The organism is Dyella sp. A6 (assembly GCF_036320485.1).
In the GTDB taxonomy this organism is placed as follows: Bacteria; Pseudomonadota; Gammaproteobacteria; order Xanthomonadales; family Rhodanobacteraceae; genus Rhodanobacter_A; species Rhodanobacter_A aluminiiresistens.
Genome location: NZ_CP132911.1, coordinates 1,060,259 through 1,077,038, shown reverse-complemented (window position 1 = coordinate 1,077,038; position 16,780 = coordinate 1,060,259). Strand labels below are relative to the sequence as shown.

The following is a 16,780-nucleotide window of genomic DNA, read 5'->3' as shown; positions in this document are numbered from 1 at the left end:
GCCGAGCTTTGGAGAGCCTCTTGAACCCACCCCCGATCTATTCGCTGACCGAACTCGCCGAACGCTTCGGACTGCGCTGCCACGGCAACGCTGAAGTGCGTATCGAAGGCGTCGGTACGCTGGCCGGTGCCGACGGCCGCCGCTTGAGCTTCCTGTCCAACAGCAAATACGCCGCGCAGCTTGCAGACACGCGCGCAGGCGCCGTCATCGTGCGCGAGGAAGACCTGCCCAACTGCCGCGTGCCGGCATTGGTCGCACGCGACCCCTACGTGGCCTACGCAAAGATCGCCGCACTGTTCGAGCGCCTGCCGGCAGCGCCCAGCGGCATCCACCCCAGCGCCGTGGTGTCGGCCACGGCCACGGTGAGCCCGAGCGCCAGCATCGGCCCCTGCTGCGTGGTCGAGGACGGTGCCGTGGTTGAGGACGGTGCGGTGCTGGGCCCACACTGCATCATCGGCGAGGGCTGCACGGTCGGTGCGCAGTCGCGTCTGGTCGCACGGGTGACGCTGGTCACCCGTGTCACGCTGGGCAAGCGTGTTCTGGTGCATCCGGGCGCGGTGATCGGCTCGGACGGTTTCGGCCTGGCCTTCGACACCGACCACTGGATCAAGCTGCCCCAGCTCGGCGGCGTGCGCATCGGCGACGACTGCGAGATCGGCGCCAATACCACCATCGACCGCGGCGCACTAGACGATACCGTGCTCGAGGAAGATGTGCGCCTGGACAACCAGATCCAGATCGCCCACAACGTCCACGTCGGCGCACACACCGCCATGGCCGGCTGCGCCGCGGTTGCCGGCAGCGCCCGAATCGGCCGCTACTGCATGATCGGCGGCAACGCCGGCGTGCTCGGCCACCTCGAAGTGGCTGACCGGGTTACCATTACCGCCAAGAGCCTGGTGACGCACTCAATCCGCGAGCCGGGTGAATATTCCTCCGGCATTCCGCTGCAGGAAAACCGTCAGTGGCGCCGGAACGCGGCACGCTTCAAGCACCTGGATGATTACGTGCGCCGTCTCTCGGCGCTGGAAAAGGACAAGAACCATGAGTGACAACGTCTCGACCGTGACCCTGCCGGCCAATGTGGAACAGATCCAGCAGTTGCTGCCGCACCGTTACCCGTTCCTGCTGGTCGACCGGGTGATCGAGATCGTGCCGGACAAGAGCGTGGTGGCGCTGAAGAACGTCACCATCAACGAGCCGTTCTTCAACGGCCACTTTCCGGGCCACCCGGTGATGCCCGGTGTGCTGATCGTCGAGGCGATGGCGCAGGCTGCGGGTCTGCTCACCCAGATCAGCAACCGCATGAAGGGCAACACCGAAAATCCGCTGTTCTACCTGGTCAAGGTGGACAACGCGCGCTTCAGCGCGCCGGTGGTACCGGGTGACCAGCTGCGTCTCGAAGTATCGATCAAGCGCGTGATGCGCGGCATGGGACTGTTCGCGGCGCGCACGATGGTGGACGGCAAGGAAGTGGCCAGCTGCGAACTGATGTGCGCGGCGAGGAACGAGAAATGATCCACCCCACCGCGCAGATCGACGCCGGTGCGAGCATCGGCCCCAATGTCAGCATCGGCGCATTCAGCGTCATCGGCGCAGACGTGGAGATCGGCGAGGGCACGGTGATCGGTGCGCATGTGGTGATCGAGGGTCCGACCCGCATCGGCCGCGACAACCGCATTTCGCAGTTCGCATCGATCGGCAATACCCCGCAGGACAAGAAGTGGGGCGGCGAGCGCACCGAGCTGGTGATCGGCGACCGCAACCTGATCCGCGAATTCGTGACGATTAACCGCGGCACCGGCGAGGGCGGCGGCATCACCAGTATCGGCAATGACAACTGGCTGCTGGCCTACGTGCACATCGCCCACGACTGCCATGTCGGCAACCACACCGTGTTCTCCAACTACTCGGCGCTGGCCGGCCATGTGGAGATCGGCGACTGGGTGATCGTTTCCGGTTACGCGGGTGTGCACCAGTTCTGCAAGGTCGGCGCCCACGCCTTCATCGGCATGGGCTGCCTGGTCGGCGCGGACGTACCCCCGTTCGTGATGATGGCGAACGAATCGCGCGGCCGGCCGCGCGGCATCAACAGCGAGGGGCTCAAGCGCCGCGGCTTCGATACCTCGCGCATCTCGGCCATCAAGCGGGCCTATCGCACGCTGTACATGGCCGGGCTGTCGCTGCCCGAGGCACGCGAGCAACTGGGCACGCTGGCGGCGGAAAGTGACGATGTGCGCGCCATGCTCGAATTCCTCGACCGCAGCGAACGTTCGCTGGCCCGCTGACCGGCATGCCGGCCGTACCCCGGCACGCCGTACGCTCCCACTGACGCATCATGTCCGAGAATCATCCAGGCCCGACCATTGCCATTCTTGCCGGTGAGGATTCCGGCGACCAGCTCGGCGCCGACCTGATCGTCGCGCTGCGCCAGCGCTATCCCGCCGCGCGCTTCGTCGGCATCGGCGGCAAGCGCATGCAGGCGCAGGACTTCGAGTCCTGGCACGACATCCACGAACTGTCGCTGTTCGGCTTTGTCGAGGTGGTGAGCCACCTGCCGCGCCTGCTGCGCCTGCGCAAGGCGCTGGTGGCCCGGCTGCTGAAAACACGGCCCGACGTGGTGGTCGGCATCGACGCCCCGGATTTCAACCTCGGCGTGGAGCAACGCCTGAAAAAGGCCGGCCTGCGCACCGTGCACTATGTCAGCCCGTCGGTATGGGCCTGGCGCGAGAAGCGCGCGGAAAAGATCGGCCACAGCGCCGACCGGGTGCTTTGCCTGTTTCCGATGGAGCCGGCGATCTACGCGAGGCACCACGTCGATGCGCGCTTCGTCGGCCATCCGCTGGCCGACCGTTTCGCGCTGGTGTCGGACCGCAGCGGTGCACGCGAAATCCTGCAGCTGCCGATGGATGTCCCGGTACTGGCCCTGCTGCCCGGCAGCCGTCCGTCCGAACTGGCACGCATGGGAGCCACCTTCATCGATGCCGCACGGCGCCTGACCGCAGCCATGCCCGGAATGCGCGTGGTCATCCCCGCAGCCAATCCGCAGGTGCTGGAAACCCTGCGTGGGATGCTCGCGAAGGGCCCCGGCAACGAGCAGCTGATGCTCTACGACGGCCATGCGCACGAAGCCATGCTGGCCTCCGACGTGGTGCTGCTGGCCTCGGGTACCGCCGCGCTCGAAGCCATGCTGGCCAAACGTCCGATGGTCGCCGGTTACCGCGTGTCACCGGTCAGCTACGGCATCGCCCGCACGCTGAACATGCTCAAGACCGACGTCTATACCCTGCCCAACATCCTGGCGCGTGCCAGCGGCATGGGCGAGAAGGCGCTGCTGGTGCCGGAACTGATGCAGGACGACTTCACCGCCGCGAAGCTCGCCGACGCCACGCTGGCGCTGTTCAACGACAGCGAGCGGCGCGGTGCCATCGTCGCCGCCTTCGAACAGCTGCATCACGCGCTGCGTGGCGATGCCGAGTCGCCCGCCGGCGACCAGGCCGCCGCGGCGATTGCCGACATGCTGGATGCCAGCCGTGCCGAGGCGTAAGTCCGCAAGCAGCTTTCCGCTGCCCTTCGGCGATCCCGGCCATGAGTCACCGACGCAAACTCCGGCACCCGGCGTGCAACCGCTGACGGCAGGCGTCGACGAAGCCGGCCGCGGGCCGCTGGCCGGACCGGTCGCGGTGGCCGCCGTGATCCTCGACCCCGCGCGACCGATTCCCGGTCTCGACGACTCCAAGAAACTCAGCGAGAAAAAACGCGAGGCGCTTTATCCGCGCATCATCGAACAGGCGCTGGCCTGGCACATTGTGCTGGTCGAGGTGAAAGAGATCGATACGCTGAACATCTTCCAGGCCACCATGGCCGGCATGTGCCGGGCCGTCAGCGGCCTGCCCGTGATGCCGCACGAGGCGCTGATCGACGGCAACAAGCTGCCGCCGGGCCTTCCCTGTGCCGGGCGTGCCATCGTCGGCGGCGATGCGCTGGAACCGTCGATCAGTGCCGCGTCGATACTGGCCAAGGTCACCCGCGATCGCTGGATGACGGCCCTCGATGCGGACTATCCGGGCTACGGGTTCGCCATCCACAAGGGCTACCCGACCCCGGCCCATCTGGCCGCCCTGCAGCAGCTCGGTCCCTGCCCGCAGCACCGGCGCAGTTTCGCCCCGGTACGCGCCCTGCTCGCGGCTGCCGACTGACCCGGCACACGCCGCCTGCAGTGTCACGCGCGGACACGTGCGCGACCGTCAATGGCGCCGTTGCGTGCGACACGGGTCATGCCGCCGTTGTCAATCTTGTGGCGGTCGTGCGCGGCGATTAGCCTAGACGGAGTCACTGCCGCGATTGCCATGTCCGCGCGCTTCGTCCATACGCATCTACACAGCGAATACTCGCTGGTCGACTCCACCATCCGCATCAAGGCGCTGGTGGGCGCCTGCGCGCGCGCAGGCATGCCTGCAGTCGCACTCACCGACGAGAGCAACATGTTCGCGCTGGTGAAGTTCTACAAGGCCTGCCATGCCGCGGGGATCAAGCCGATCTGCGGCAGCGACCTGTGGATCGCCGCACCCGACGATCCGCGCCCCTGGCGACTCACCCTGCTGTGCCAGCACCGCGAGGGCTACCTCAACCTGTCGCGGTTGGTCTCGCGCGCCTGGCGCGATGGCCAGCAGGGCGGCCGTGCCCTGGTCGATGCCGGCTGGCTGACTCCGGACAGCAGCGACGGCCTCATCGCCCTGCTCGGCCGCGAAAGCGAGGTCGCCCGCATCGCGGTGAACCAGGGCATCGACGCTGCCCTGGCGAAGCTGCGGCCACTGGCCAGGCTGTTCCCCGACCGCCTGTACCTTGAGCTGGTGCGCTGCGGCCGCGAAGGCGAGGAAAGCTGGAATGCCGCCGCGCTGGCGCTGGCCGCCGAAATCGACCTGCCAGTGGTCGCCAGCAACGACGTGCGCTTCCTTGCCCGCGATGATTTCGAATCGCACGAAGCGCGCGTGTGCATCCATCAGGGCCGCGTGCTGGCCGACCCCAAGCGTCCGCGCGACTACAGCGACCAGCAGCACCTGAAGACCCCGGACGACATGGCCGCGCTGTTCGCCGACGTGCCCGAGGCGCTGGAAAACACTGTCGAACTGGCCCGTCGCTGCAACCTCGAGCTGGAATTCGGCACCTATTACCTGCCCGACTTCCCGGTACCCGAAGGCTACGACCTCGACAGCCACATCCGCGAACTGGCACGCCAGGGCCTGAAGGAACGACTGGCCGCCGCGCCGATGGCCGAAGGCAAGTCGCTGGACGACTACGAAACGCGGCTGGAACGCGAGCTGGACGTCATCATCAAGATGGGCTTCCCCGGCTACTTCCTGATCGTTGCGGACTTCATCAACTGGGGCAAGCAGAACGGCATCCCGGTCGGCCCGGGCCGTGGTTCGGGCGCCGGCTCGCTGGTCGCCTGGGTGCTGAAGATCACCGACCTCGATCCGCTGCAGTTCGACCTGCTGTTCGAGCGCTTCCTCAATCCCGAACGCGTGTCGATGCCCGACTTCGACATCGACTTCTGCATGGACCGCCGCGACGAAGTGATCGACTACGTCGCGCGCAAGTACGGCCGCGACCACGTCAGCCAGATCATCACCTACGGCTCGATGGCGGCAAAGGCCGTGCTGCGCGACTCGGGCCGCGTGCTCGGCATGCCCTACGGCGCGGTCGACCGGATCGCCAAGCTGATCCCGGCGCGCCCGCTCGACCTGACCCTGTCCTGCGCGCTGGGCCGCAGCGAGAAGGCGAAGAAGGAACCCGACCGCGTCGTCAAGGAATTCTGCGACCTGTACGAGCAGGACGAGGACGAGGCGCGCCCGCTGATCGACCTGGCGCTGAGCCTGGAAAACCTCACCCGCAACGTCGGCAAGCACGCCGGCGGCGTGGTGATCGGCCCCAAGCCGCTGACCGAGTTCGCCCCGCTCTACTGCGAACCGGGCGGCGCCGGCGTCGTCACGCAATACGACAAGGACGACGTCGAGGCGGTCGGCCTGGTGAAGTTCGACTTCCTCGGCCTGCGCACGCTGACCATCATCGACTGGGCGGTGAAGGCGATCAACGCGCGCCGTGCCGGCACCGGCGAGGAGCCGCTGGACATCAGCCAGCTGCCGATCGACGACGCCCCCACCTACGACCTGCTCAAGCGCGCGCAGACGGTGGCGGTGTTCCAGCTCGAATCGTCCGGCATGCAGCGCATGCTCAAGGACGCGAAGCCCGACCGCTTCGGCGACATCATCGCGCTGGTGGCGCTGTACCGTCCGGGCCCGATGGACCTGATTCCCAGCTTCGTCGCGCGCAAGCACGGCCGCGAAGAGGTGGAATACCCCGACCCGCGCGTCGAACCGATCCTGAAAGAGACCTACGGCATCATGGTCTACCAGGAGCAGGTGATGCAGATGGCGCAGATCGTCGGCGGCTACTCGCTTGGCGGCGCCGACCTGCTGCGTCGCGCGATGGGCAAGAAGAAGGCCGAGGAAATGGTCAAGCACCGCGCGACGTTCCGCGACGGTGCCGCCAGGGACGGACTCAGCGGCGACAAGGCCGACCAGATCTTCGACCTGATGGAGAAGTTCGCCGGCTACGGCTTCAACAAGTCGCACGCCGCTGCCTACGCGCTGGTGTCCTATCAGACCGCCTGGCTGAAGACCCACTACCCGGCCGAATTCATGGCCGCGACGATCTCGTCGGACATGGACAACACCGACAAGGTGGTGACCTTCCTGACCGAGTCGCGCGCCATCGGGCTGGACGTGCTGCCGCCCGACGTCAACGCCTCGGCCTACATGTTCGTGGCGACCCAGCCGCAGGAAATCCGCTACGGCCTCGGCGCGATCAAGGGCGTCGGCCAGGGCGCCTGCGAGGCGATCGTCGACGAACGCATGCGCGGCGGACCATACAAGGACCTGGCCGACTTCTGCCGCCGGGTCGACCCGACCAAGCTCAATCGCCGCGTGCTCGAGGCACTGATCCTGTCCGGCAGTCTCGATGCGCTGGCGGCCACCCGCGCCAGCCTGATGGAGCAGTTGCCCGACGCGATCAAGGCCGCCGAACAGCACCTGCGCGACCGTCAGTCCGGCCAGAACGACATGTTCGGCGCGATGATGGGCGGGGCGGCCGCACCGGTCGTGCAGGTCGACCTGCCCACCGTGCCGGAATGGCCGCTCGAACAGAAGCTGCAGGGCGAGCGCGACACCCTGGGCCACTACCTGTCGGGCCACCCGACCGACCCGTGGCGCGAGGAACTGGCCCAACTGGCTACCTGCCCGCTTGGCGAGATCGCCGAACGCTATCAGCCGCCGCGCCCGCGCAAGAACGATGACGGCGGAAACAACCGCTTCCGGCGTGGACCGGACACACCATGGACCGTGGCCGGCATGGTCACCGCCGTGCGCAAACGCGGCGACAGTGACGCCTTCGTGCGACTGGAAGACGGCAGCGGCTGCATCGAGGTGAGCTTCTTCGGCGAGCTGTACACCCAGGTCGCCCCGCTGCTGGTGCGCGACGAGATCCTGGTGGTCGACGGCGGCCTGCGCATCGACGAGTTCTCCGGCGGCGGCTTCCAGGTCCGCGCCCGCAGCGCCTGCACCATGAGCGATGCCTGCCGCCGCACGGCCCGCCTGCTGCAGCTCAAGCTGAACGGCATTGGCCCCGATTTCGCGGAGCTGCTGCGCCAGACCCTGACCGGCTTCCGCGGCGGCCGGGCCAGCGTGACCCTGCACGGCTACCACAACCAGCGCGCGCAGGCCGACCTGGAGCTGGGCGAGGACTGGCGGGTCGATCCCATTCCCGACCTGCTGCGCGCCGTGCGTGGTCTGCCTGGCGTGCAGGCGGCCCGGCTGCGGCTGGTCAAGAACCAGGAGTGAAGGAAGAGGGGTGAGAAGCGAGAGATAAGGCGTAGAGCCATGCTCTCGCTTTTGCTTTCTCTTAACGCTTCACGTCGCACATCCAGCGTTCAACCCCATACGCCGCCGTTCCCGCCTTTTTCCGAGCCCCGTTATACTGCGCCGCTTGTGACCACGAACCACTGCGAATGAACCCCAACTTCCTCGACTTCGAACAACCGATCGCCGAACTGGAAGCGAAGATCGACGAGCTTCGCCATGCCAGCGACGGCCAGGCGTTCAACATCGACGAGGAAGTCGGCCGCCTGCGCGAGAAGCTGAAGATCAAGACGGCCGACATCTTCCGCAACCTCAGCTCGTGGCAGGTCACGCAGCTTTCGCGGCACCCGGCGCGTCCGTACACGCTGGATTACATCGCCACCATCTGCGAAGAGTTCCACGAGCTGGCCGGCGACCGTATGTACGCCGACGACCCGGCCATCGTGGGCGGCCTGGGCCGCATCAATGGCCGGCCGGTGATGATCATCGGCCACCAGAAGGGCCGCACCACCAAGGAAAAGGTGTTCCGCAACTTCGGCATGCCTCGCCCGGAGGGCTATCGCAAGGCGCTGCGCCTGATGCAGACCGCCGAGCGCTTCGGCCTGCCCCTGCTGACCCTGATCGATACCCCCGGCGCCTATCCCGGCATCGGCGCCGAGGAACGCGGCCAGAGCGAGGCGATCGCCCGCAACCTGCTGGTGATGGCCGAGCTGAAGGTGCCGGTCATCTGCACGGTGATCGGCGAGGGCGGCTCCGGCGGCGCACTGGCGATCGGCGTGGGCGACCGGGTGAACATGCTGCAGTACTCCACCTATTCGGTGATCTCGCCCGAAGGCTGCGCCTCGATCCTGTGGAAGAGCGCCGAAAAGGCACGCGATGCCGCCGAGGCGCTGGGCCTGACCGCACCGCGCCTGCTCGAGCTTGGCCTGGTCGACAAGGTGGTCCGCGAGCCGCTGGGCGGAGCCCACCGCAGCGCGCGTTCCATGGCGATCCGGCTCAAGGCCGTGCTGCTCAACCAGCTCGACGAGCTGCAGGCCATGCCGCAGGCCGACCTGCTCGAACAGCGCTACCGCCGCCTGCGCAGCTACGGCGCGTTCCAGGAATAATCACGCCGCGGGCCGAGTCGCGGGCATCTGGCGTTACCATCGACGCATCCCCGTCGCCGGAGCATGCCCATGGCCCAGGACACCGCCAAGCTCGCCGTACTGATCGACGCCGACAACGCCCGCCCGGCCATCGTCGAGGGCCTGCTGGCCGAGGTCGCGAAGTACGGCACCGCCCACGTCAAGCGCATCTACGGCGACTGGACCAAGCCCGACCTCAACGGCTGGAAGGAAGTGCTGCTACGCCACTCGATCCAGCCGATCCAGCAGTTCCGCTACACCGTCGGCAAGAACGCCACCGACTCGGCCATGATCATCGACGCGATGGACCTGCTCTACGCCGAACGTTTCGACGGCTTCTGCATCGTATCCAGCGACAGCGATTTCACCCGGCTGGCTTCGCGCATCCGCGAATCCGGCCTTACCGTGTACGGCTTCGGCGAGCGCAAGACACCCGAACCGTTCCGCACCGCCTGCGACAAGTTCATCTATACCGACGTGCTGCTCCAGGCCGAGGAAGGCGAGTCCGAGGGCGCACCCAAGCCACGCAGCGCCAAGGAACTGCGTGGCGACAGCCGGCTGATGAACCTGCTGCGCGGCGCCATCGAGGCCGCCTCGGACGAAGAAGGCTGGGCCAGCCTCGGCGCGGTCGGCAGCATCGTCAACAAGCAGTCGCCCGACTTCGATTCGCGCAACTACGGCTACGCCAAGCTCAGCGGACTGATCAAGGGCATCGGCCTGTTCGAGCTGCAGGAACGTCACATCGGCAGCGGCAAGCACATCTACGTACGCCCCCGCAGCGGCAAGAAGTGAGCACATCGCTGACCGCCCACCTGTCCAGCCTGCTGGCCACGACACCGGCGGCGGCACTGTGCGTCGGCTTCAGCGGCGGCGCCGATTCCACCGCCCTGTTGCATGCGCTGGCCCAGCTTCCCGCCGCGCGCGCGCGCGGGCTTCGTGCACTACACGTGGACCACTGCCTGCACGCCGACAGCGCGGCCTGGGCGGATCACTGCCAGCGTCTGTGCGATGAGCTCGACGTTCCATGCGAGGTCGTTCGCGTGCATGTGGAAACCGGGCACGGCGAAGGCCTGGAGGCCGCAGCCCGCCACGCCCGCCGTACCGCCTTCGTGGCGTCGCTGCGACCGGACGAATGGCTGCTACTGGCCCATCACCGCGACGACCAGGCCGAAACCGTACTGCTCAAGCTGCTGCGCGGCGCCGGCCCGGAAGGTCTGGGCGGCATGCGCGAACGCCGCCCGTTCGGCGCCAACCAGCTGTGGCGGCCACTGCTACCGCTGTCGCGGGCGCAACTGCGGGCCTATGTGGACGCCCACGGCCTGGACTGCATCGAGGACCCGTCCAACAGTGACCGGCAACTATCGCGCAACTACCTGCGCCACGAGATCCTGCCGCGGCTGAGTGCGCACTGGCCACAGGCGATCGACTCGATCCTGCACAGCGCCAACGCAAGTCGTGCCGCAGCCGACGCGCTGCGCGACGCCTGGCTGGCGGCCTTCGAACGCCTGTACCGTCCGGACGACGGCAGCCTGGAGATGCATGGCTGGTTGGCATTGCCGGCCGCCCTGCGCCATCCGCTGCTCGATCACTGGCTGCACCTGCGCGGGCGTTCCACGCCCACCACCGCGCAGCGCCGGCAGATCGAACGGCAATGTGCAGCAAAGGCAGGCCAGACACCCTGCATCCGCTGGCCCGGCAGCGAGCTCCGTATCTGGAAGGAACGCCTGTGGGCCTTGCCAGCGCTGCCACCAGTCGAACCGGACTGGCAGTGCGACTGGCACGGCGAGCCACTGACATTGCCCGACGGCGGCCGACTGCGACTGTCCGGGCATGGCGGGCGACTGCCAGCGCCGCTGCAGGTCCGGCTGCGCCGCGGCGGCGAACGCATCCGCCCGGCCGGTGATGCGTTCACGCGCGAGCTGCGCGACCTGTTCCAGCAGGCGGCATGGCCACCCTGGCAACGTCATGCCTGCCCATTGCTCTACGAGGACGAGCTGCTGATCGCGGTGGCCGGCCGCTGGTTCAGCGAGCGCGGCGCAGCGCTGTTCAAAGCCACTGGCGTGCGACCCGTGTGGCAGCCCGGTTCGTGACCCGACAGATGCACCGTGACACATGGCACACGGCGCATCGACAACCCTCGGAATGGTCTCCGCTCGCGGTGCTGCAGATTGATTCCGGACCGCTGCTGCGCTAGCGTTGCGGGCCATGGCCAAGTCCGCTTCCACCCCCGCCCAGACCCTCCCTGCCGCCGACTTCGAGCACTCGCTGGACGAACTCGAACAACTGGTCGCCAGGATGGAAGGCGGCGAGCTGAGCCTGGACGAATCGCTGGCCTCCTTCGAGCGCGGCATCGGCCTTTACCGCCAGTGCCAGCAGTCGCTGGAAAAAGCCGAACTGCGCGTGCGACTGCTGCTGGATCCCGATGCTCCCGAAAACGCCGAACCGTTTGAACCCGAACGCTGAACTCGGTCCCGCGCTGAAAGCACTGATCGCCCGCGCCGACCAGGCGCTGGAACGCGTGCTGCCGGCCGAAGACCGCTCCCCGCCCGAGCTCCACCGCGCCATGCGCTATGCCGTGCTCGGCGGCGGCAAACGGCTGCGCCCCCTGCTGGTGTACGCGGCCGGACACGCACTGGACCACGACGGTCCGGCACTGGATACCGCAGCATGCGCGGTGGAACTGATCCACGCCTATTCGCTGGTGCACGACGACCTGCCGGCGATGGACGACGATGACATGCGGCGTGGCCGCCCGACCTGCCATATCGTGTTCGGCGAGGCGATGGCGATCCTGGCCGGCGACGCCCTGCAGGCACTGGCCTTCGAGCTGCTCGCCGAGGTACCGGTCGATGCCGGCCGCACCACCACCATGCTGCGCACGCTGGGCGCGGCCTGCGGTGCCGAAGGCATGGCCGGCGGCCAGGCGCTGGACCTGGCGGCGGTCGGACGCACGCTGAGCCTGGCCGAACTGGAACACATGCACGCCTGCAAGACCGGCGCACTGATCCGGGCGGCCGTGCGCCTGGGCGCACTGGCCAGCAACGCCGACCCGGCAACGCTGGCGACACTCGACCGTTACGCCGACGCAGTCGGCCTGGCGTTCCAGGTGCGCGACGACATCCTCGACGTGGAAGGCGCATCCGAAGTGATCGGCAAGACCGCCGGCAAGGATGCGGCCGCCGACAAGCCAACCTTCCCATCCATCATCGGTCTGGATGCCTCGCGCCGCCGGCTGGCCGAACTGGTGGAACAGGCACATGCGGCGCTGGCGTCATTCGGCGAACCGGCCAGCCTGCTGCTCGAACTGGCGCACTACGCGGCCCAGCGTCAACGCTGAGCCGCGCCTTGCGGCTTACTTGATCACCCGCAGGCAGAGCGGATAGCGATAGCGCTCGCCTTCGTTCGCCTTGATCGCGGCGATGATCACGCACACCAGCCAGAAGATGCCGACGATACCGCCCAGTGGAATGGTCAGGATCAGACCGATACCGAGCGTCATCACACTGAGCACAAGCAGCAGCAGACCGACGATCGCCACGGTGATGTTGAAGTTCAGCGCTTCCTTCGCCTGGTCGTCCACGAACGGCATGCTGTCCCGCTTCACCAGCCAGATGATCAGCGGCCCCAGAAAGCAGCCGACACCCAGCCAGTGTCCGGTGATGAGGCCGCCCAGCAGCGCCGAGAGATGCGCGATCAGCGCCCACTGGCGCTCCTCGTGGGTCGGCCCGGCCGGTGGCGGCGTGTCCGGCTCGGGTGGCGGGGAAGGCGGTACGGCGGATTCGGGCGGAACGCTCATGCTCTTCTCCTCCTCGATGCAGTCGCCGGTTCATACCGGTGCCGACGATCCTAGCAAGCGCCCCGCCCCTTGCCGAGGGCCGGACGTCACTCGCCTGCCACGGTCATCCGGCCGACCAGGATCGACCCGGTAAGGATGTGGGAACGCGGATCGACATCCGTGCCCACCGCGACGATACCGTTGAACATGTCGCGCAGGTTGGCCGCGATGGTGATTTCCTCGACCGGGAACGCGATCGCGCCGTTCTCGACCCAGAAGCCGGCCGCACCGCGCGAATAGTCGCCGGTGATGGCATTCACGCCCTGTCCCATCACCTCGGTCACCAGCAGGCCGGTACCGAGACGACGCAGCATGCCGGCGAAGTTGCTGGCCTCGCCGTCGTCCGCCCCGGACTGCACAATGAGGTTGTGGATGCCGCCGGCATTGCCGGTGGAGGCCAGCCCCAGCTTGCGCGCCGAATAACTGCCAAGGACATAACGGGCCAGTACGCCGGCGTCCACCAGCGTGTTGTCGGCCGTGGCCACGCCCTCGGCGTCGAAATTGCCCGAGGCCTGGCCACGCTTCAGATGCGGCCGCTCGGCGATATGCATCCATGCCGGCATGATCGCCTTGCCGGCATGATCGAGCAGGAAGCTGGCGCGACGGTACAGTGCGCCACCGCTCACCGCACCGACCAGGTGACCGACCAGCCCGCGCGCGATCTCCGGAGCGAACAGCACCGGACATTCGCGGGTGGAGACGCTGCGCGCGCCCACCCGCGACAGAGTCCGCTCTGCCGCCTTGTCGCCCAGCGCCCTGGCGTCGATCAGTTCGGTCGGCACACGGCGGCTGTCATACCAGTAGTCACGCTGCATGCTGTCGCCCTGCCCGGCGATCAGCGACAAAGACAGCGAGTGCCGCGTACCGCGCTCGCGCCCAAGGAAGCCGTGCGAGTTGGCGTAGACCGATAGGCTCTCGCCCACCTGCACGCCCGCGCCATCGGAGTTGGTGATGCCCGCGTGCGCCCTGCCGGCCGTCTCGATCTGCTCTCCCAGCGCAATGGCGCCCGCGGTGTCGATGTCCCACGGGTGCCACAGATCCAGGTCGGGAAAGTCCCGGGCCATGCGGTCGGCATCGGCCAGACCGGCCGCCGGGTCCTCCTCGGTATAGCGTGCGATGGCGCAGGCCTGGTCGAGCGTGGCCTGGATCGAGTCGGGCTGCAGGTCGGCCGTACTGGCCGAACCCTTGCGCTGGCCGAAGTACACGGTCAGCCCGAAACCGCGGTCGCGGGTGCGCTCCACGGTCTCGACTTCGCCCAGCCGCACGTTCACGCTGAGACCGGTATCCACGCTGGCGGAAACCTCCGCCTGGCTGGCACCGGCGGCGCGGGCACGGCGGATGACATCGTCGGCAAGCTCGGCAAGGCGATCGAGGTCCTGGCGACTGCGCGGGATGTCGTGGCTGGCGAGTTCACTCACGGGGGCGTTTCCTGGAAACCAAACGGGTAGAATGCACGATCCGCACCGTGCCGTCTGCCGACATGGGGGCTGCGCGGCCGAATGCAAAGCACCTCGCGGAGAAATGCATGTCCGCCATTCCCGGCATCTACCGTCACTACAAAGGCCAGCGCTATCGGGTGCTGGGTACCGCCCGCCACAGCGAAACGCTGGAGGAACTGGTGGTGTACCAGGCGCTGTACGGCGAATTCGGCCTGTGGGTACGACCGGCCGCGATGTTCGCCGAAACCGTCGAAAAGAATGGCGCGGTCGTGCCCCGCTTCGCGCTGGAAGAGGCCCTCGAAAGCCCGCTGGAAAACCTGTGAACCGCAATTACACCGACGATCCCGACCACGACTACGGCCCCACCCGGACCCAGCAGCGCCGCGATGCACTGGCGGTACTGGAGCTGGCCGGCCAGCTGGTCGATCTGCCGCCGGCGAAACTGGCGAAGCTGGAACTGCCGGACGACGTGCGCGACGAGATCGCCAACGTGCGCCGCATCACCTCGCACATCGCCCGCAAGCGCCAGCTTGCCTTCCTGGCCAAGCTGATGCGTCGCCACGACACCGCGGCCTTCGATGCGGTCCGCGCCGCGCTGGGCGAAAACCGCGACCGCCAGCGCCAGGAAACCGCCGCCATGCACCGGCTGGAAGCGCAGCGTGATCGGCTGCTCGATGACGACCAGGCCCTACATGCGCTGATCGCTCAGCACCCCGAACTGGATCGCCAGCACCTGCGCTCGCTGATCCGACAGGCAAGGGTGGAGAAGGACTCGCCGAACAAACCACCGCGGGCCTATCGGGAGCTGTTCCAGGTGCTCAAGGAACTGTCGCAGGACACGGATTCGCCAGAGCCTTGGTCCGGGTCGCCAGAAATCCGCTGATCAGGCTCACCAGCGCATCTTCAAATGCCGGCCGGCGCAGCAGGCGCTCGTCGCGCAGCAGCGCGCCACGGATGGCGCCCAGCACCGCCTGCACCAGCACGTAGGCTTCCAGCTCGTCCAGACGCAGATCATGGCCATCCGGTCCGGCCGCCACGCCTTCCACCAGCAGTGCGGCGAACGCCGCCGCGGCTTCGCCCGCTGACGGCAGGCCCGCGTCGAGCGCCGTCTGCAGGATGATCCGGCGCGCCCGGTGCCGGCCGCCGAAGGCCTGCAGCAGCGCCCGTATCAGGGCACGGATCCGTGGCAGCTCACCCGGTAGCGCCGGTGGCTCCGGCTGCGTGCGCAGCAATGCAGTCACCTCGGCCAGCTTGCGTTCCTGCTCGTGCCGGGCGAGCGCCAGCAGGATCTCCTGCTTGTTCGCGAAATACTGGTAGATGGTGCCCACGCCGAACCCCGACAGTTCGGCGATGCGGTTGGTGGTCAGCCCTTCCAGCCCCTGCTTCTCCAGGATGCGCAAGGCCGTCTCGAAAATGAGCAAGCGAGTCTGGCGGGCCCGTTCCTGGGTCGGCGCCCTGCGCCCAGCACCTTGTTTTTCCGGCTCTTTCATCGATATCGACGCCCCCGGCAAAACCGAATCAATAACCTGAGCATCACTCATAAAATGAGCACTGTCCAACATCTAGCGCGGAAGTGTCATGTCGCCTCACCACGTTCTGCTCTACGCACTGCCGTTGCTGCTTGCCGCATCACTGACCGAGGCTGCCGTGCTCTCGCGCCACCAGCCCGGACGCTACGACTGGAAGGCCTATCGCGTCTCGATGTTCGATCTGGCCGGCCGTCAGTTGCTCAACCTGCTGCCGCTGTCTGTGGCTTCGGCCGTGTTCGCCGTCGTCTGGCCGCATCGACTGACGACGATCACACTGGACAGCATATGGAGCTTCTTGCTGCTGTTCATCGGCGAGGAATTCTTCTATTACTGGTACCACCGTGCCGCGCACCGCGTCCGCTGGTTCTGGGCGACCCACGCGGTGCACCACTCGCCCGGCCAGCTCAACCTTGCGTCGGCCTACCGCCTGGGCTGGACCGGCAAGCTCACCGGTACCGCATTGTTCTTCGCACCCCTAGTATGGATCGGCTTCCCTCCGCAGACGGTGCTGCTGACGCTGGCGCTCAACCTGCTCTACCAGTTCTGGCTGCATGCCACCTGGATTCCCCGTCTGGGCTGGCTGGAATACGTGTTGAACACACCATCCGCCCACCGCGTTCACCACGCGTCGAACCTCGACTACCTCGACGCCAATTTCGGCGGCGTGCTGATCGTGTTCGACCGGCTGTTCGGGACCTACGCCGCTGAACGCGAGGACCAGCCCTGTCGCTACGGCCTGGTGAAACCGGTCGACGGACACCGCCTGTTCGAGGTCGAGTTCCACGTCTGGCGCGACATCTGGCGCGACCTGCGCGGCGCGCACCGGCTGCGCGATGTCGCCGGCTACCTGCTGCGCCCGCCCGGCTGGCGCCCGGACGGACCGGGCGAAACCACCGAGGAGCTGCGGTATCGGCAAAAAAATGCCGCGGCGCCATGA

At 67.4% G+C, this 16,780-nt stretch carries 17 protein-coding genes; 14 read left to right on the top strand and 3 right to left on the bottom strand.

Features of this window, described 5'->3' with window-relative positions; translation table 11 throughout:
* The first annotated feature begins 20 nt into the window (after positions 1 to 20).
* From lpxD to RA164_RS04585, 11 genes are all read left to right on the top strand, one after another.
* A complete protein-coding gene (gene lpxD, locus RA164_RS04635) occupies positions 21 to 1,052 on the top strand; it encodes a UDP-3-O-(3-hydroxymyristoyl)glucosamine N-acyltransferase (protein WP_329742797.1) in 1,032 nt (343 codons plus the stop codon).
* Positions 1,045 to 1,518 carry a 3-hydroxyacyl-ACP dehydratase FabZ gene (gene fabZ, locus RA164_RS04630; protein ID WP_329742796.1) on the top strand — a complete coding sequence of 158 codons (474 nt, stop codon included), beginning with the start codon at positions 1,045 to 1,047 and terminating at the stop codon, positions 1,516 to 1,518. Before lpxD ends, fabZ begins: the two co-directional genes overlap by 8 nt.
* Entirely contained in the window at positions 1,515 to 2,288 is a 774-nt protein-coding gene (lpxA, locus tag RA164_RS04625) for an acyl-ACP--UDP-N-acetylglucosamine O-acyltransferase (RefSeq protein WP_329742795.1), read from the top strand. Before fabZ ends, lpxA begins: the two co-directional genes overlap by 4 nt.
* A gap of 50 nt (positions 2,289 to 2,338) precedes the next feature.
* Positions 2,339 to 3,547 carry a lipid-A-disaccharide synthase gene (gene lpxB / locus RA164_RS04620; RefSeq protein WP_329742794.1) on the top strand — a complete coding sequence of 403 codons (1,209 nt, stop codon included), beginning with the start codon at positions 2,339 to 2,341 and terminating at the stop codon, positions 3,545 to 3,547.
* Positions 3,525 to 4,199, top strand: a complete 675-nt coding sequence (gene rnhB, locus RA164_RS04615) for a ribonuclease HII (protein ID WP_412731066.1) — start codon at positions 3,525 to 3,527, stop codon at positions 4,197 to 4,199. The genes lpxB and rnhB overlap by 23 nt, the downstream gene beginning before the upstream one ends.
* A 150-nt stretch (positions 4,200 to 4,349) precedes the next feature.
* Positions 4,350 to 7,898, top strand: coding sequence for a DNA polymerase III subunit alpha (dnaE, locus tag RA164_RS04610; protein WP_329742792.1), 3,549 nt, complete (start codon positions 4,350 to 4,352; stop codon positions 7,896 to 7,898).
* Between the two features lie 167 nt (positions 7,899 to 8,065).
* Positions 8,066 to 9,022 (top strand): acetyl-CoA carboxylase carboxyltransferase subunit alpha, encoded by a 957-nt coding sequence (locus RA164_RS04605; protein ID WP_329742791.1) that lies wholly within the window; start codon positions 8,066 to 8,068, stop codon positions 9,020 to 9,022.
* A 69-nt stretch (positions 9,023 to 9,091) separates the two neighbouring features.
* Positions 9,092 to 9,832: an NYN domain-containing protein gene (locus RA164_RS04600; protein ID WP_329742790.1), complete on the top strand. Its 741-nt coding sequence runs from the start codon at positions 9,092 to 9,094 to the stop codon at positions 9,830 to 9,832.
* Entirely contained in the window at positions 9,829 to 11,130 is a 1,302-nt protein-coding gene (gene tilS / locus RA164_RS04595) for a tRNA lysidine(34) synthetase TilS (protein WP_329742789.1), read from the top strand. Before RA164_RS04600 ends, tilS begins: the two co-directional genes overlap by 4 nt.
* Positions 11,131 to 11,245: 115 nt before the next feature.
* Complete coding sequence (locus RA164_RS04590) at positions 11,246 to 11,503, top strand: exodeoxyribonuclease VII small subunit (protein WP_329742788.1); 258 nt, start codon at positions 11,246 to 11,248, stop codon at positions 11,501 to 11,503.
* Positions 11,487 to 12,377: a polyprenyl synthetase family protein gene (locus RA164_RS04585; RefSeq protein ID WP_329742787.1), complete on the top strand. Its 891-nt coding sequence runs from the start codon at positions 11,487 to 11,489 to the stop codon at positions 12,375 to 12,377. Before RA164_RS04590 ends, RA164_RS04585 begins: the two co-directional genes overlap by 17 nt.
* Before the next feature lie 15 nt (positions 12,378 to 12,392).
* Here RA164_RS04585 and RA164_RS04580 read toward each other — a convergent pair whose 3' ends face one another.
* Both RA164_RS04580 and pmbA read right to left on the bottom strand, forming a co-directional pair.
* Positions 12,393 to 12,836, bottom strand: a complete 444-nt coding sequence (locus tag RA164_RS04580; RefSeq protein WP_329742786.1) for a DUF4870 domain-containing protein — start codon at positions 12,834 to 12,836, stop codon at positions 12,393 to 12,395.
* Positions 12,837 to 12,922: 86 nt separating this feature from the next.
* Entirely contained in the window at positions 12,923 to 14,293 is a 1,371-nt protein-coding gene (pmbA, locus tag RA164_RS04575; RefSeq protein ID WP_329742785.1) for a metalloprotease PmbA, read from the bottom strand.
* Between the two features lie 107 nt (positions 14,294 to 14,400).
* Between pmbA and RA164_RS04570 the strand changes: the two genes are divergently transcribed.
* Together RA164_RS04570 and yjgA are read left to right on the top strand one after the other, a co-directional pair.
* Positions 14,401 to 14,637 (top strand): DUF1653 domain-containing protein, encoded by a 237-nt coding sequence (locus RA164_RS04570; protein WP_329742784.1) that lies wholly within the window; start codon positions 14,401 to 14,403, stop codon positions 14,635 to 14,637.
* Positions 14,634 to 15,197: a ribosome biogenesis factor YjgA gene (gene yjgA / locus RA164_RS04565; protein WP_329742783.1), complete on the top strand. Its 564-nt coding sequence runs from the start codon at positions 14,634 to 14,636 to the stop codon at positions 15,195 to 15,197. The genes RA164_RS04570 and yjgA overlap by 4 nt, the downstream gene beginning before the upstream one ends.
* On the opposite strand, the gene RA164_RS04560 is transcribed toward yjgA, so the two are convergent.
* Entirely contained in the window at positions 15,133 to 15,735 is a 603-nt protein-coding gene (locus tag RA164_RS04560; protein WP_329742782.1) for a TetR/AcrR family transcriptional regulator, read from the bottom strand. The two genes, yjgA and RA164_RS04560, sit on opposite strands and share 65 nt — an antisense overlap.
* A 157-nt stretch (positions 15,736 to 15,892) precedes the next feature.
* Between RA164_RS04560 and RA164_RS04555 the strand changes: the two genes are divergently transcribed.
* On the top strand, positions 15,893 to 16,780 hold the full coding sequence (locus tag RA164_RS04555) for a sterol desaturase family protein (RefSeq protein ID WP_329742781.1): 888 nt from the start codon (positions 15,893 to 15,895) through the stop codon (positions 16,778 to 16,780).

Coding starts and splice junctions, on each gene's coding strand:
- fabZ (WP_329742796.1), top strand. CDS start 1,045: ATGAGTGACAACGTCTCGACCGTGACCCTGCCGGCCAATGTGGAACAG.
- lpxA (WP_329742795.1), top strand. CDS start 1,515: ATGATCCACCCCACCGCGCAGATCGACGCCGGTGCGAGCATCGGCCCC.
- lpxB (WP_329742794.1), top strand. CDS start 2,339: ATGTCCGAGAATCATCCAGGCCCGACCATTGCCATTCTTGCCGGTGAG.
- rnhB (WP_412731066.1), top strand. CDS start 3,525: ATGCCAGCCGTGCCGAGGCGTAAGTCCGCAAGCAGCTTTCCGCTGCCC.
- dnaE (WP_329742792.1), top strand. CDS start 4,350: ATGTCCGCGCGCTTCGTCCATACGCATCTACACAGCGAATACTCGCTG.
- RA164_RS04605 (WP_329742791.1), top strand. CDS start 8,066: ATGAACCCCAACTTCCTCGACTTCGAACAACCGATCGCCGAACTGGAA.
- RA164_RS04600 (WP_329742790.1), top strand. CDS start 9,092: ATGGCCCAGGACACCGCCAAGCTCGCCGTACTGATCGACGCCGACAAC.
- RA164_RS04590 (WP_329742788.1), top strand. CDS start 11,246: ATGGCCAAGTCCGCTTCCACCCCCGCCCAGACCCTCCCTGCCGCCGAC.
- RA164_RS04580 (WP_329742786.1), bottom strand. CDS start 12,836: ATGAGCGTTCCGCCCGAATCCGCCGTACCGCCTTCCCCGCCACCCGAG.
- RA164_RS04570 (WP_329742784.1), top strand. CDS start 14,401: ATGTCCGCCATTCCCGGCATCTACCGTCACTACAAAGGCCAGCGCTAT.
- RA164_RS04555 (WP_329742781.1), top strand. CDS start 15,893: ATGTCGCCTCACCACGTTCTGCTCTACGCACTGCCGTTGCTGCTTGCC.